Source organism: Streptomyces luteolifulvus (assembly GCF_008806595.1).
Classification (GTDB): Bacteria; Actinomycetota; Actinomycetes; order Streptomycetales; family Streptomycetaceae; genus Streptomyces; species Streptomyces luteolifulvus.
In genome coordinates this window covers 260,182-274,347 of record NZ_VZRB01000005.1, presented here as the reverse complement: position 1 = coordinate 274,347, position 14,166 = coordinate 260,182, and the positions used below count along the sequence as shown (strand labels likewise).

Sequence of the window (14,166 nt, the reverse complement as noted above, 5' to 3'; positions counted from 1 at the left end):
GGGCCCACCAACATCAGCTGGTCCGACGCGCCGGCCGGGAGTGAGGCGCCCCCCGAAGGCGAACGACCCGTTCAAGCAGCAACGACCCGTTCAGCCAGCCACGGTGAACCGGGCCGGAGTCCCCTCAGGCCTCCGCAGATCCACCGCATGCTCGACTTCCGCAAACCGCCGTACCGGCTTGTCCGCCACCGTGCGCCGTGGTGGCCGCGTGGCCGCCGCCCGCACGGCGGAGGGCGTCGGCAGCGTGAACCAGACGACCTTGCCGGCCTCGCCGTCCGGCCGTACGCCCCAGCTCTCGCTGACCGCCGCGACCATCGCGAGCCCGCGCCCGCCGGTGGAGAGCGAGTCGTCGTCTTCTCCGGCGCTCGCGCCGTCCACGACCGGCAGACGCGGGTCGTGGTCGCGTACCGACACCATGAGGCGGTCGAGCAGCAGCTCGATCTCCACGGTGCACGTCTTGTCGGGCTGGGCATGCCGGTGGACGTTGGTCAACAGCTCCGTCACACCGAGCGCGGCCCGGTCGATCAGAGGATCCAGATGCCAGTAGCGCAACTGCGCCGATACGATTCTGCGGACCTGGCCGATCCGCGACGGCAGGGCTTGGAGCTCCACCGCGCAGTGCCTGCTTGGGTGACTGATCACGGCTGCGACTCCCCGACTGAAGAGGTCCGGAAGAACACGGAGTACGGATCCAGCAGGATGCTTGCGAAAGACGGCCGCCTGCTGTCGTGCCCGGCGAGCTGGTTCGCAGCGTAATCGCCGGTAAACCCAGAGTGACGTGAGAACAGCGTGACGCAAGGGTTAAAACCCCGCAACTCGTTGGTCAGCCACCGCGCCCGGCCGCCCGGCGTACGGCCTCGATGAACCGGCGTGCCGTGGGCGGGCCCGGCTCGCCCGGAGCCGGGTCGTGATCGCCGAGGGTGAGCAGGTAGCGCGTGCCGTTGAGGTCCGCCAGGGCCTGGTCGTCGGCGGCGAACCACGGCCTGGAGGCACGGACCGTCTGCACCGGCGCGCTGTCGATCTCCCTGCCGTAGCTGGTGAGCAACTCCAGCCTGCCGCCGCTGATCCGGACCTGCCCGGCCCGGGTGAGCGAACGCAGCCGTTTCCCGATCCGCACGCCCGTGGCCGTGAACTCCGGCTCCGCCATGCCACCCCGCCCCCTTGTGCTGCGCGTCGGTGTACTGGACCTTCGTCCCGTCGCGAAGTCTGCCCGCGGACGTGGTCGAGCACCAGTACGCCCGCTCACCCGGCGACGTCGGCCGGAGCATTCGCGCGAATGCGCCCCCATGGCCGCGCACCCCTTGACCCAGGGTGGTCTTTGAGACGCTCAAAGGCGTGTTTATGCAGGTGAGAAGCGTGCGGATGCTGTCTATGATCGGTGCGTCGGCCGCCCCCGCGCGCCGTCGGCGCGAAGCATAAGGAGCCCGCCGTGAGTACCCCTCAACAGATCCGGACCGGCGCCACCCTCGACGTCGACCACAGTGACGCCGCCTACCGCCGCTGGCTGAAAGAGGCCGTCCGCAAGGTCCAGGCCGACGCCAACCGCTCGGCGGACACGCATCTGCTGCGCTTCCCGCTGCCGGAGAAGTGGGGCATCGACCTCTATCTGAAGGACGAGTCGACCCATCCGACGGGCAGCCTCAAGCACCGGCTCGCCCGCTCCCTGTTCCTCTACGGTCTGTGCAACGGCTGGATCCGGCCGGGCCGTCCGGTGATCGAGGCGTCCAGCGGCTCCACCGCCGTGTCCGAGGCGTACTTCGCGAAGCTGATCGGCGTGCCCTTCATCGCCGTCATGCCGCGTACGACCAGCGCCGAGAAGTGCCGTCTCATCGAGTTCCACGGCGGGCAGTGCCACTTCGTGGACGACCCGCGCACCATGTACGAGGCCTCCGCCGCCCTCGCGACGGACACCGGCGGCCACTACATGGACCAGTTCACCTACGCCGAACGTGCCACGGACTGGCGCGGCAACAACAACATCGCCGAATCCATCTTCCGGCAACTGGAGTTGGAGCGGTTTCCGGAGCCGGCGTGGATCGTCGCCACGGCCGGTACCGGCGGCACCTCGGCGACCATCGCGCGCTACGTCCACTACACGCAGCACGACACCCGGATCTGTGTCGCCGATCCGGAGAACTCCTGCTTCTTCGAGGGCTGGACCACCGGTGATCCGGACGTCACGTGCGACTGCGGATCGCGTATCGAGGGCATCGGCCGGCCGCGTATGGAACCGAGCTTCGTGCCCGGGGCCGTCGACCGCATGATGAAGGTGCCGGACGCGGCCAGCGTCGCCGCGGTGCGGGCGCTGGAGCAGGCGATCGGGCGCAAGGCGGGCGGTTCCACGGGCACCGGGCTGTGGAGCGCGCTGAAGATCGTCGCGGAGATGGTGGCCGAGGGGCGCCAGGGGAGCGTGGTGACGCTGCTGTGCGACCCGGGGGACCGGTATCTCGACAAGTACTACTCGGACGCCTGGCTCGCCGAGCAGGGTCTGGACGTTGCCCCGTACACGGCGGCGATCGAGACGCTGCTCGAGACGGGGATCTGGCCCGACTGAGTCAGCGTGCGGCCAGCCGCCGGTCCAGCGTCGTCACCGCGTCCCGGAATGCCAGGCCGAGGCCTGCGCGCGCGAGCCGGAGGGCGAGCCGCAGCGGCGGCGTCCCATCGGCCGCGAAGGTCCACTGAACCCGTGTGCCGGTGCCCGCCGCGGTGAGCCGCCACTCCTCGACGAGCGCACGCAGGCCCGGCGCGTTGGTCACGTCCACGCGGTAGGCGTAGACCTCCGGTGATGTCGCCACGAGGACGCTCTCCTCGAACCGGGTGCCGCCCCTGAGACGGATCTCGCGCCGGGCACCGTCGTCGACGGGCCGGGCGAGCGTCACCGCCGAGAACCACCCGGCCCAGCCGGCCACGTCCTCGGCGAGCGCGTGGAAGACGGCCCCAGGGGGTGCGGAGATCTCCCGGGCGAAGACGAGACGTACGGGAGCGGTCTCGACGAACTCGATTCCCACCGGACGCAGTCGGCGAGCCATGGACGAAACTCCCTCGAGGCATCCCGGCGGGAGGCGGCAGGCCGGGCAGGACGGGCAGAACGGGCGCGGCGGCGCAGCGCCCCGCGTCCCGTCACCCTAGCTGACGGTCAGTCAGCTGTCTGCGTCCTGGTCCTCATCGGGCTCGCCCGCCACCACGAGCCGCAGATGCTCGGCGATCTCCGCGCGCACCCCGGCCGGCAGCCCGGCATCCGTCACCAGCGTGTCGACCTGCTCCAGCGCCGCGAACGAACTCAGGCCCACCGTCCCCCACTTGGTGTGGTCGGCGACCACCACGACCCGCCGAGCCGACTGCACGAGGCGCCGGTTGGTCTCGGCCTCCGCCAGGTTCGGCGTCGACAGACCGGCCTCGGCCGATATCCCGTGCACCCCGAGAAACAGCACATCGAAGTGGAGCGCCGCGATCGCCTGGTCGGCCACCGGGCCCACCAGCGAGTCGGACGGGGTGCGCACCCCGCCGGTCAGTACGACGGTGGCCGCCCCCTGGCGCGGGCCCGAGGTGCGCTGGGCCGCGTGGAAGACGTCGGCCACCCGCACCGAGTTGGTGACGACGGTGAGGTCGGGCACGTCGAGGAGGTGGTGGGCCAGCGCGTAGGTCGTCGTACCGCCCGAGAGGGCGATTGCGCTGCCCGGCGCGACCAGCTCGGCCGCTGCCCGGGCGATGTCCTCCTTGGCCGTCAGCTCCAGCCCCGATTTGGCCTCGAAGCCCGGCTCGTGCGTGCTCGCCTCGACCACCGGAACCGCGCCGCCGTGCACCTTCTCCAGGACGCCCTGCCGGGCGAGAGCGTCGAGATCGCGCCGGACCGTCATGTCCGACACACCGAGCTTGCGGGTCAGCTCGTTCACACGGACGCCGCCACGGCGCCGGACCTCGTCCAGGATCAGGGCGCGCCGCTGCTCCGCGAGGAGGTTCTGATTCTCACTCACGTACGCTCCGGTCCTTTCGCCTCAAACCGTCCGGCACTCCTGCGCACCCGCTCCGACAAGGACATTCTTCCTCGCCCCGGTGTGCGGGCGTCCCATCCTCGCACGGCAGGGTACGCGGTGCGTCACCGAGTGTCCCGACGCGCGCATGCCACCAGGACATCTTCCGTTTCCCTCGTGTCACACGGATCGGGGAGATTCCGTGACGAGAGGTGTGCGGCACCGCTCCAGCGGAGATCCTTTGGCCGCACGAACAGATGCCGACGGAGCGTCACGGGGGATGTGCGAACAGTGGAACGTGCGCGGGAAGAGGCCTCGGCGGGCGGACCGGACACCGCCGCGCAGCCGCAGGAAGCCGGAGCCGCCCTGGAACTCCTGGTCCACGGAGTGGGCGGCACCACGCCGGAGAAGATGCTCGACGATCCGCGCACCGTGCGGATCACCGGCGACGACACCGCGGCCGTCTTCCGGCGCGCCGACGACGTCGACGCGGAGTCCACGCCGGACGGCCGCCGCGGCGGACCGGTGCCCGAGGCGTACGTCTGGTGCAATCTGACCTCCGGCAACGGCGCCCGGGCGCTGTGGCTGCTCTTACTGCCGTTCATGGTGGTCAACCTGGCCCACTGGATGCGTCCCACCGCGCGCGGCCGGGGGCGGACGGTCCGGCTGTACGGACTGCTGGTGCGGCTCGCGGGACTGACCCTGACCGTGCTGCTCGTCGCCGCGGCCTGCGAGGTCGCCCTCGATCTGACCGCCTGGCAGTGCGCGGGCACGCGCGCGTGCGCCGAGCGGCACTCCTGGCTGGGCTTCCTGTCGCCGGAGCTCTCGGACGACGGCTGGTGGAGCCGCCCCGGCCGCCGTCTCGCCCTCGCCGCCCTGGTGCCGGCCGCGCTCACCGGCCTGCTGTGGTACCTCTCCCACCGCACCTGGAGCGCGTACGAGTCCCAGCAGCCGCTCTCCCGCCGGCCCGAGCCCGACGAGGAGAGCGGCCGCACCGCCCTGGGCAGGCCCGGCTTCTGGTACGGGCGCCGTCTGGTCGCCCGGCTGCGTGCCGCCCACACCGCCGCCGGTCTGCTCACGGTCGCCGGCGCCGTCGGCTCGGCGGCGGCCCGCTTCGACCGCGTCCCCGGCGGTCCCGCGCTGCTCGACGCACTCGGCCGGCTCCTTCAGGCGGCGCTCGTCGCCGGCGTGGCCGTCGTGGTGTGGGTGGTCTGCCGCCGCGGCCGCAGCGAGAACCGCCTCGACCAGGAGCTCGACCGCCATGTCGTACGGCGGCTGCCGCTCGCCGCCGTCCTCCTGCTGCTGCTCACCCTGGTGTACGCGGGCTGGGAGCGCCCGGGGTGGCAATCGGCGGGACGGCTGCCGGGCGACATGACCTTCGGCGGCATCGCCCTGGTCCAGGGGCTGCTCGTGATCGCCCTCGCCGTGGCCGCCCACCTGCTCCACCGCACCCGCCCCGACACCCGTGCCGCGATGCACGGTCTCGGCGGGCCCGCGGTGGCGATGCTGGCCTGCGCACTGGGCGGGGTGATGTCCGGCGGGGTGTCGCAGCGGGTGTCCGACTGGCTGGACGGCTCCGGGGCCTCCCTCGCCGGCCCGCCGGTCCTGCTGACCTGGCAGGCGTCCGTGATCCCGCCGCTGCTCGTCGTGCTGCTGGTGCTCTGCGGCGAGCTGGGACGGCGCACCTGGGTCCTGTCCCGCACCGAGCGGGCCGCGGTGGAACGCGGCCACCCGGAAGAGCCCGAGGACACCCGTCGCACCCGCCGTATCGCAAGGACCCGTGCGATGGCCACCCTCACCGACCGTGGTCCCCTCGTCGTCGCCGTCACCTCCACCACCACCCTGCTGCTGGGCGCCGGAGCGCTCGTGGGCGCCCTGACCACCGAACGGGCACCCGCTCAGGCCGCCCGGCACGCGCCCGCCTTCGTCCACGGCGCCGCCGAGACCGCGCAGGCGCTGGGCTCCTGGCTGATCGGACTCGGCTTCGTCCTGTTCGTCACCTGGGGCCGGCGCGCGTACAAGGACGCGTCCGCGCGGCGCACCATCGGCATCCTGTGGGACGTCGGCACCTTCTGGCCGCGCGCCGCCCATCCCTTCGCACCGCCCTGCTACGCCGAACGGGCGGTGCCCGACCTGACCTGGCGGATGGCGGCCTGGACGCGGGCCACCGGCGGACGGCTCGTCATCTCCGGGCACTCGCAGGGCAGCGTGCTGGCCGCCGCGGCGGCCTGGCAGCTGACCCCGTCGGTCCGCAAGCGGGTCGCGCTGCTGACGTACGGCTCCCCGCTGGAGCGTCTCTACGGCCGCTGGTTCCCGGCCCACTTCGGCCCCGCGGCCCTCAGCTCCCTGCACCACGAGGTCGACTGCTGGCGCAACCTGTACCGCCTCACCGACCCGATCGGCGGCCCCGTCCGCCTGCCCGGCGCGTGCGGCCCCGAGGTGGACCACGAACCCCTCGAGGACCCGCTGGCGTACGGCCGCACACAGCGGCATCCGCTGCCCGCACCGATCCTCGGCCACTCCGCCTACCAGGCGGACCCCGCGTTCGCCCGGGAGAGGGAACGGCTGCTGGCCAGGCTGCGGCCCGCCGTGCCGGGGCCGCGCCACCGGGTCTCTCCCGGCGCGGACATCGCGTCTCCCGGCGCGGACCCGGAGGACGAGGCTCAGGGCGAGTCGGGCAGGTCCTCCGCGTAGAGCAGCGTCAGATCGTCCGTGCTCGGTTCCTCGAACTGGGCGACCCGGCCCGCGTGGCGTTCGACCATCGCCTCGAAGGTCTGGCGGGCGGTGCGGCCGTTGCCGAACGCCGGGCCCTTGGGCATCGCGGTGAAGTACTTCAGCAGGGCCTCCGTGGCGCCCGGCGCCAGCCGGTACTCGTGCTCCTCGGCCTGCTGCTCCACGATCCGCAGCAGTTCCTCCGGGCGGTAGTCGCTGAACGTGATGGTCCGTGAGAAACGGGACGCCACACCCGGGTTGATGGAGAGGAACCGCTCCATCTCCGCGGTGTAGCCCGCGACGATCACCACGACCGCGTCCCGGTGGTCCTCCATCAGCTTCACGAGCGTGTCGATGGCCTCCTTGCCGAAGTCGCGGCCGGAGTCCTCGGGCGAGAGCGCGTACGCCTCGTCGATGAACAGCACACCGCCGCGCGCCCGGTCGAAGGCCTCCTGGGTGCGGATCGCCGTGGAGCCGATGTGCTCGCCGACCAGGTCGACGCGGGACACCTCGACGAGATGGCCCTTCTCCAGCACCCCGAGCGAGGCGAGGATCTCGCCGTACAGCCGCGCGACCGTCGTCTTGCCGGTGCCGGGGGAGCCGGTGAAGACCAGATGGCGCTTGACCGAGGCCGCCTTGAGGCCGGCCTGCTGCCGGCGCCGCCCCACCTCGATCATGTCGGTCAGCGCCCGCACCTCGCGCTTGACGCTGTCCAGGCCCACCAGCGCGTCCAGTTCACCGAGGACGTCCTTCGAGGTGCGCGCCGGCTTCTCCGGCTCGACGGCCGTGACGAGCGGCTCCTGCTCGGTGGTGCGCTGCCCGGGGATCGCCCCGAGCAGACCGGGGGACTGGGACGTCGTCTGCACCGCCGTCTCGCGCGCCGTCGGCGGGCGCAGGCTCCCGCTCTCGTCGCTCGTGCACTCCTCGACCACGGGACCGGCACCGGACGCGCCGTCCGGGCCGCCCTCCGCGAACTCGTAGCCGCCGCGCGCGCATCGCTCCGTACGGCACTTTCTCAGCGTCGAGCGGCAGCCGTCGAGCACATGGAAGCCGTACCCGCCGCTGCCCGTCACCCGGCAGCCCAGGAAGCTGCCGCGGCCGCCGGCCGAGACATAGAAGCCCGCCTCGGCGGGACCGTCGACCGTGCAGCGCTCGATCGTCGGGTCCGCACCCTTGGTGACGATCACTCCGGTCTGTGTCCCGGTCAGGGTGCAGTTGTTGAGGGTGCCGCCGCTGCCGTGGTCGCGGAACCAGGCGCCCGTCGCCGCGTCCCGGATGCGGCAGTCGTCGAGCTGCGCCGTGGCGCCGTCGCTCACCGACACCGCCGTGTTGCGCACCTGGGAGAGATCGCTGTCGACGACGTCCGCGCGCGAGCCGCGGTCCAGGACGAACAGGGCGTCCGGCACGTCGTGCACCCGGCAGGAGTCGAGGACCGCGGTCGCGCCGTCACTGACCCAGACGGCGGGGTAGTCGCCGGTGCTGTCGAAGATCTCGCACTGGTTGGCGTCCACGCGCGTGCCGGGATCCCACACCGACAGCCCGTTGCGCCCGAACTGACGCACAGTCGTCCTGGTCAGGGTGAGTACCGAACGCGACCGCAGGTCGACCGCGTTCTCCGGGATGTCGTGGATACGGCAGTCGGCGAGCGTGAGGACCGCGTCCGTGTCCAGGGTGACGCCGTCGGCGGTGGTGCGGTGCACATCGCAGTCGGTGAGATGGGCGGTGGCCCGGCCGGTGACCTGGACGCCGCTGCCGCGGACCTCGTAGACCTCGCAACCCACCGCTTCCAGCGAGGAGTTCTCACCGGTCGCCGTCAGCCCCGCGCCCGAGGTGTGGTGGATGCGGCAGCGCTCCAGGCGCGGGTGCGCGCCGCCGCGCACCGCGACGCCCGACTGGCCCGCCGCGACGACCTCGCACTCCTCGAACACCCCGCTCCCGCCGTCGAGTACGGCGATGCCGATGCCGGCCGGATTGTCGACGGTGCAGCGCCGGACGGTCGGCCGGGCGCCGCCGCGCACCTCGATCCCGGCCGCGGAGCGCGTGACGACCCGCACGTCCAGGAGTTCCGGCGTGCCCTCCTCGACCAGCAGGGCCGGAGCGGCAGCGTCCTGGGCCTCCACATGCAGGTCCTGGACCGTCGCCGAGGCACGCACGGTCAGCGGCACTCCGTCGGCGGGCGCGATGCGCACGGAGCCGGGGGAGTTCTCGGGGCCGCGCAGGGTCACCGCCCGCTGGACGACGAGGTTCTCCCGGTACGTGCCCGGGGCGACGGTGAGGACGTCACCGTCCGCCGCGGCCTCCAGGGCGGCGGCGAGCGACGAGTACTCCCCTGTGCGGCGGCGCCACCGCGATGTGCCGGTGTGCGTCACCTGGACCGTGCCCTGTGCCATGGCGTTGCTGTGCCCCCAGCTCGTGGTACGCGGGTTGATGCCGAAGGGGTTCGGCCGGTCCACGGTAGCGTGCGCGCGGACCATGGGTTGACCAGAGCCGGAAGGCCGTCAACTGCCGGTGCCGGTCCTGCCCCAGTCCGGGCCCGCCCGGTCCCAGGCCTGGTCCCAACGGGCGTAGCGGCGACGGACCATGCGCCACACGAGCAGCCGTCTGCCGCCCTCGACGAGGCCCGCGGCCAGCAACGCCGTACCCAGTCCGGCGAGGACGGCATGGGTCGTCGCGGTCGCGGGGTCCATCGGCGGGGCCACCACACCGCCGTGCCGGTCCGTCCATAGCGTGAAGTGGTCGCCGGCGTGCGGGGTCTTGAGGTCCGCCATCACCGAGCCGTGCCGCTCGGTGCCGTCCGGTGCGGTCCAGCCGGCGAGGACACGGCTGCGCACGTCCCGCCCCGAGGCGCTGTCGGGCTCGGCCTCCAGCGGGTTTCGGTTCAGCGCTCGGATCACGGTGGCCGTCACCTGCCGGCGGGACTGGTGCTGCTCCTGGACGGAACGCTGCAGGGCGTCCTCGGAGACGGCGCCGACGAGGGAGCCGGCCACGGGTGCGACGACCAGGATCAGCAGCAGGGCCGTCAGAGCGACCCAGGCCTCGGCCAGATCGGTCGTACGGCGCAGCGGATTGTGCCGCCAGCGCCAGAGTCCCCTGATCGCCCGCACCGACCCGCACCCCCTTCCCGCTCCGTGATTCCCCCGCGGAACCGTCCACGCGCGAGCCCGGTCAAGTCGGAGTGACCTCGCCTGACCGGGACCCTGCCGAACTTCTCACCGAATCCCAACGCGCGTGCCCCGGGCGGGGTTCCCGGCCCGGCCCTGCGGGGGTTCCTTATCAGCCGAGGATCCTGACCGGATCGCCGACCCGGACCGTGCCCGTGGTCTGCGGGACGAGGTTCTGCCCGAAGACCAGCTTGCCGTCGAAGCGGCGGTGGAGTCCCAGCGTCCGCAGGGGCTCCTTGCCGCGCTCGGCGGTGGCCTGGTCGGTGGTGGTCACGACGCACCGCCCGCACATCTTCGCGACGCGGAAGGTCACTTCTCCGACGGCGATGCGCGACCAGTCGTCCTCCGCCCAGGCATCGGTGCCGGAGACGACCAGGTTCGGCCGGAAACGGTTCATGGGCAGCGGGCCCTCGGCCGCATGATCGCCCTGCGCGATCAGGGAGTTGAGCGAGTCCAGCGAGGCCACTGTGGTGAGCAGCAGCGGGAAGCCGTCGGCGAAGGAGACCGTCTCGCCGGGCAGCGCGCAGTCCGGATCGACGGGCCGGCGGGTGGCGGGGTCGTCCATGTGCACAAGGCGCACGGCGGCTCCGAGGTATGCGCTGCACCAGGTGTGCGCGGCGGTGCCCTCGGCGGCCACGCCCTCGACCTTGTCGCCGAAGACGTCCACCGGCACAGTGCCGGCCGGCCGGGGAACCGGCACGTCGAGCGGGTCCCTGCCGGGGGCGGACAGACGAAGGCCGCCGCCGGGCAGAAGCTCGGCGGCGGCCAGCGCCAGGCGCGGTTGCTGGCGTTGCGTGACGACCTTTCCCCCGTCGTCGATCAGCACCCAGCGTCGGTCTCCGGCCAGCCCCCAGGGCTCCACGACGGCCTCCGGGAGCGCCAGGCCCCGGAATGCCTTGACCGGATGGACGTGGATCGACTGCAGCTGCTCATTCCCCATGGGGCCATCGTGCCAGGCGGCGCCGACAGCCCGGGGAACGGATCAGTAGCCGCGGTACTGCTGGTTGTTGTACGGGTCCTGATAGGGCGCCGGAGCGGGCCGGGGAGCCGCGGGGCGCATCGCCTCGTAGCCCGTGCCGGGAGCCGGCTGGCGGGGCTGCTGCATCTGCGGGCCGGGGTATCCGCGCGGTGCGGCGGCCTGCTGGGGGATGTACGCGGCCGGCGCCTGCTGCAGCGGAGCGACGTGCTGCATCTGCGGGTAGCCGTAGGAGGGCTGGGACGGGGCCGCCGGGAGGGCGGGAAGCGCCGACGGCAGCGCGGGCAGATAGCTGCCCGGCATGTCGTACTGCGCGGGGACCCGGATCGGGGCGATCTGCGGGGTGCCCCGCTCGGCCACGAGCGAGTCGTAGATCGGTGTGTCCGGGAAGGAGGCGGAGTAGTAGCCGCCGCCATAAGTGGAGCGGGGGGAGGTCATGGCACATAAGGTAAGCCCACGATGTGCTGGTTGGGGAGACCGATAAGAGGGTTGTTTTTCGTGTCTGCAGTGATGTGGGATCCCCAATGCGAGCGAACTTGGCAAAAAGGGGCGCCGAACGGTGTGAGGAGCGTGTAAAAGCCCAGGTTCCCGGTCGTTACCGCCGGTTGACCTCCCGTCTCTCCGCGGCTCGCCCCCAGTCCATCGGTGCTTGTGATGGGACTTCCGTGTCCCTGGGAATAGGTTGGCCGGGTAAGAAACGAAGGACTGCCGGCGCGCGGTACGGCCCGGTGACACGCGATGGGGGCGGACATGTCAATGCCGAAAGGATCCAATGCTCCGGTGCCGACGACGGCGCTGCGGGTCGAATTGGGCTGGCGCTCCGGACCGGGCGTGCCCGACGCGGACGCCTCGGCGCTGCTGCTGGTCGGGGGGAAGGTCCGCTCCGACGGTGACTTCGTGTTCTACAACCAGCCGGTGCACGCCTCCGGTTCGGTCCGGCACGAGGGCAAACGGGCCGAGGGAGACCGGGTCACCGACACCCTTCTCGTCGACCTCGCGCGCGTGGAGCCCGCGATCGAGAACGTGGTCCTCGCCGCCTCCGCGGACGGCGGTACGTTCGCACAGATCCCGGAGCTGTACATCGAGGTCCGGGACGCCGCCGGGGGAACCGTGGCGGCGCGTTTCGACAGCGTCGGCGCCACGGTGGAAACGGCCTTCGTGCTCGGCGAGTTCTACCGCCGCCAGGGTGCCTGGAAGTTCCGGGCCGTGGGCCAGGGCTACGGCAGCGGTCTGGAAGGGCTGGCCACGGACTACGGCATCACCGTGGACGAACCGCAGCACACCGCACCCACCGCGGCACCCGCGCCGCCGCCCGCCCCTCCCGTCACGGTGCAGCCGCCGCCTGCACCACCGGTGACCACGCCTGCGCCGCCGCCGGCCCCGCCGGGGACCATGCCGCCACCTGTGGCGCCTCCCGTGACCATGCCCCCGCCCGTCGCGCCCCCGCCCCCGCCGGCGGCCCCCGCGGCCCCGGTCCGGCTGACCAAGGTGACGCTCACCAAGGCGGCGCCCTCCGTCTCGCTGACCAAGCAGGGAGGCACCTCGGGCGCCCTGCGCGTGAACCTCAACTGGGAGGTGCGCAAGCAGTTCTCGGGGTGGGGCAGCAAGCGGGGCCGCGCCGTCGCCATGCACGCGGACCTCGACCTCGACCTGTGCGCCCTGTACGAGCTCGCCGACGGCCGCAAGGGGGTCGTGCAGGCACTCGGCAACGCCTTCGGGGCGCTGCACCAGCCGCCGTACATCCATCTCGACGGCGACGACCGCACCGGAGCCGTATCGAGCGGCGAGAACCTCACCGTCAACCTCGACCACCAGCACGACTTCCGGCGCATCCTCGTCTTCGTGACCATCTACCAGGGCGCGCGTTCCTTCGCCGACCTGCACGCCGCGGTCACGCTCCAGCCGCAGCACGGCGCCGCGGTCGACTTCTCGCTCGACGAGTGCACGGTCCCCTCGACCGTCTGTGCCCTCGCCCTGATCACCAACACCGGCCGCGACCTGGTCGTCCAGCGGGAGGCGCGTTACCTCGTGCCCGAGCGCGGGGTGAGCCCGCAGCGGACCGTCGACCACGCCTACGGCTGGGGCATGAACTGGACTCCCGGCAGGAAGTGAGCGCTCAGGGCTCGTCGCCGACGACGGCGTCGGGACGTGCGTAGGTGCGGCCCTTCCAGGCCGCGCCGCGCCCCCTGTAGTGCTGCACCGCGGAATCGACCGTCATGAGGAGATAGAGGAACGCGGTGAACGGCAGCAGCGGCGCGAGCCACAGCGGCTGACGGTAGTAGTGGAGCACCGGCACGTACGTCGCCGTCATCACGAGCCACGCGAGCCCCCCGACGACGGCCGCCGCCGCATGCCCCGTGACCGGGCCGGCCACCACGGCCGTCGGCGGCACCAGGTAGACGAGCGTGAGACCGGCGACCGTTCCGGCCAGCAGCAAGGGGTTGTGCCGCAGCTGTGCGTACGCGGTGCGCGAGACCATCCGCCACAGATCGTGCAGCCGGGGATAGGGGCGCACGCTGTCCACTCCCTCGGCCAGGCCCAGCCAGATGTGGCCGCCGCCGCGCTTGACGGCCCGGGCGAGCGCCACGTCGTCGATCACGGCATGCCGGATGGCGTCCGGGATCAGCGCCCGCTCGGCGGCCTCGGCACGCAGCAGTACGCAGCCGCCCGCGGCCGCCGCCGTCCGCGCGCCCCTCCTGCCGATCCTGCGGAACGGATAGAGCTGGGCGAAGAAGTAGACGAACGCCGGCACGACCAGCCGTTCCCACAGGGTCTCCACGCGCAGCCGGGCCATCTGGGAGACGACGTCGAAGCCTCCGGTGCGCGCCGCGGCGACGAGCCGGCGCAGACTGTCCGGCGCATGCGCGATGTCGGCGTCCGTCAGCAGCAGATATGCGGGCTCACGCGCGCGTGCCAGGCCGATGCCGTGCCGCACCGCCCATAGTTTGCCCGTCCAGCCCGCGGGTGGCTCGCCGGGCGAGTCCACGGTCAGCGGCAGCCCGCCGAGCCGCCGCGCGAGCTCGTGCGCCAGCTCCCCGGTGCCGTCCGTACTGCCGTCGTCGACGAGGAAGACCTCCGCCCGGCCCGGGTAGTCCTGGGCGAGGAGCGAGGGCAGGGCGGCCGGCAGTACGGCCGCCTCGTCGCGCGCGGGGACGACGACGCAGACGGACGGCCACTCCTCCGGTTCCCGCCGGGGCGGCAGCCTGACGTCCGTACGCCAGAAGAAGCCCTGACCGAGCAGCAGCCACAGCCAGGCGGCGAGTGATCCGGCGGCGGTCCACACAATCGCGCTCACGGGCGCAGTCTGCCCCACCGGACCGGCCGGCAAGGAGGCATCGTCTATCGT

Annotated in this window: 12 protein-coding genes; 3 read left to right on the top strand and 9 right to left on the bottom strand. The window is 72.4% G+C overall.

The window, feature by feature from the left end; all coding sequences use genetic code 11:
- Nucleotides 1-90: 90 nt before the first annotated feature.
- Nucleotides 91-642, bottom strand: a complete 552-nt coding sequence (locus F7R91_RS10065; RefSeq protein WP_150946718.1) for an ATP-binding protein — start codon at nt 640-642, stop codon at nt 91-93.
- Nucleotides 643-823: 181 nt separating this feature from the next.
- Nucleotides 824-1,147, bottom strand: coding sequence for a hypothetical protein (locus F7R91_RS10060; protein WP_150946717.1), 324 nt, complete (start codon nt 1,145-1,147; stop codon nt 824-826).
- A 282-nt stretch (nt 1,148-1,429) separates the two neighbouring features.
- On the opposite strand from F7R91_RS10060, the gene cds1 reads away from it, so the two are divergent.
- On the top strand, nt 1,430-2,554 hold the full coding sequence (cds1, locus tag F7R91_RS10055) for an L-cysteine desulfhydrase Cds1 (protein ID WP_150946715.1): 1,125 nt from the start codon (nt 1,430-1,432) through the stop codon (nt 2,552-2,554).
- 1 nt (nt 2,555) lies between these two features.
- Here the strand turns inward: cds1 and F7R91_RS10050 are convergent, their stop codons facing one another.
- The gene (locus tag F7R91_RS10050) at nt 2,556-3,029 is read right to left on the bottom strand and encodes an SRPBCC family protein (RefSeq protein WP_150946713.1); all 474 of its coding nucleotides are present in this window, start codon (nt 3,027-3,029) and stop codon (nt 2,556-2,558) included.
- Nucleotides 3,030-3,140: 111 nt separating this feature from the next.
- A complete protein-coding gene (locus F7R91_RS10045; protein WP_150946711.1) occupies nt 3,141-3,974 on the bottom strand; it encodes a DeoR/GlpR family DNA-binding transcription regulator in 834 nt (277 codons plus the stop codon).
- 288 nt (nt 3,975-4,262) lie between these two features.
- Here F7R91_RS10045 and F7R91_RS10040 point away from each other — a divergent pair, with 288 nt between their 5' ends.
- On the top strand, nt 4,263-6,665 hold the full coding sequence (locus F7R91_RS10040) for a hypothetical protein (RefSeq protein WP_150946709.1): 2,403 nt from the start codon (nt 4,263-4,265) through the stop codon (nt 6,663-6,665).
- Here the strand turns inward: F7R91_RS10040 and F7R91_RS10035 are convergent.
- The 4 genes from F7R91_RS10035 to F7R91_RS10020 form a co-directional block, all read right to left on the bottom strand.
- Nucleotides 6,635-9,073, bottom strand: coding sequence for a right-handed parallel beta-helix repeat-containing protein (locus tag F7R91_RS10035; protein ID WP_191971428.1), 2,439 nt, complete (start codon nt 9,071-9,073; stop codon nt 6,635-6,637). The genes F7R91_RS10040 and F7R91_RS10035 overlap by 31 nt on opposite strands.
- Nucleotides 9,074-9,181: 108 nt before the next feature.
- Complete coding sequence (locus F7R91_RS10030; protein WP_150946707.1) at nt 9,182-9,787, bottom strand: Rv1733c family protein; 606 nt, start codon at nt 9,785-9,787, stop codon at nt 9,182-9,184.
- A gap of 169 nt (nt 9,788-9,956) precedes the next feature.
- Nucleotides 9,957-10,784 (bottom strand): MOSC domain-containing protein, encoded by an 828-nt coding sequence (locus F7R91_RS10025; RefSeq protein WP_150946706.1) that lies wholly within the window; start codon nt 10,782-10,784, stop codon nt 9,957-9,959.
- A 42-nt stretch (nt 10,785-10,826) separates the two neighbouring features.
- Complete coding sequence (locus F7R91_RS10020) at nt 10,827-11,258, bottom strand: DUF6643 family protein (protein WP_150946704.1); 432 nt, start codon at nt 11,256-11,258, stop codon at nt 10,827-10,829.
- Nucleotides 11,259-11,576: 318 nt separating this feature from the next.
- On the opposite strand from F7R91_RS10020, the gene F7R91_RS10015 reads away from it, so the two are divergent.
- Complete coding sequence (locus F7R91_RS10015) at nt 11,577-12,932, top strand: TerD family protein (protein WP_150946702.1); 1,356 nt, start codon at nt 11,577-11,579, stop codon at nt 12,930-12,932.
- 4 nt (nt 12,933-12,936) lie between these two features.
- Here F7R91_RS10015 and F7R91_RS10010 read toward each other — a convergent pair whose 3' ends face one another.
- Nucleotides 12,937-14,115 (bottom strand): glycosyltransferase, encoded by a 1,179-nt coding sequence (locus F7R91_RS10010; protein ID WP_225320587.1) that lies wholly within the window; start codon nt 14,113-14,115, stop codon nt 12,937-12,939.
- Between the last annotated feature and the right edge of the window lie 51 nt (nt 14,116-14,166).

Excerpts from the sequence above, each read along its gene's own strand:
- F7R91_RS10060 (WP_150946717.1), bottom strand. The coding sequence starts at position 1,147 with ATGGCGGAGCCGGAGTTCACGGCCACGGGCGTGCGGATCGGGAAACGG.
- F7R91_RS10035 (WP_191971428.1), bottom strand. The coding sequence starts at position 9,073 with ATGGCACAGGGCACGGTCCAGGTGACGCACACCGGCACATCGCGGTGG.
- F7R91_RS10025 (WP_150946706.1), bottom strand. The coding sequence starts at position 10,784 with ATGGGGAATGAGCAGCTGCAGTCGATCCACGTCCATCCGGTCAAGGCA.
- F7R91_RS10020 (WP_150946704.1), bottom strand. The coding sequence starts at position 11,258 with ATGACCTCCCCCCGCTCCACTTATGGCGGCGGCTACTACTCCGCCTCC.
- F7R91_RS10050 (WP_150946713.1), bottom strand. The coding sequence starts at position 3,029 with ATGGCTCGCCGACTGCGTCCGGTGGGAATCGAGTTCGTCGAGACCGCT.
- F7R91_RS10015 (WP_150946702.1), top strand. The coding sequence starts at position 11,577 with ATGCCGAAAGGATCCAATGCTCCGGTGCCGACGACGGCGCTGCGGGTC.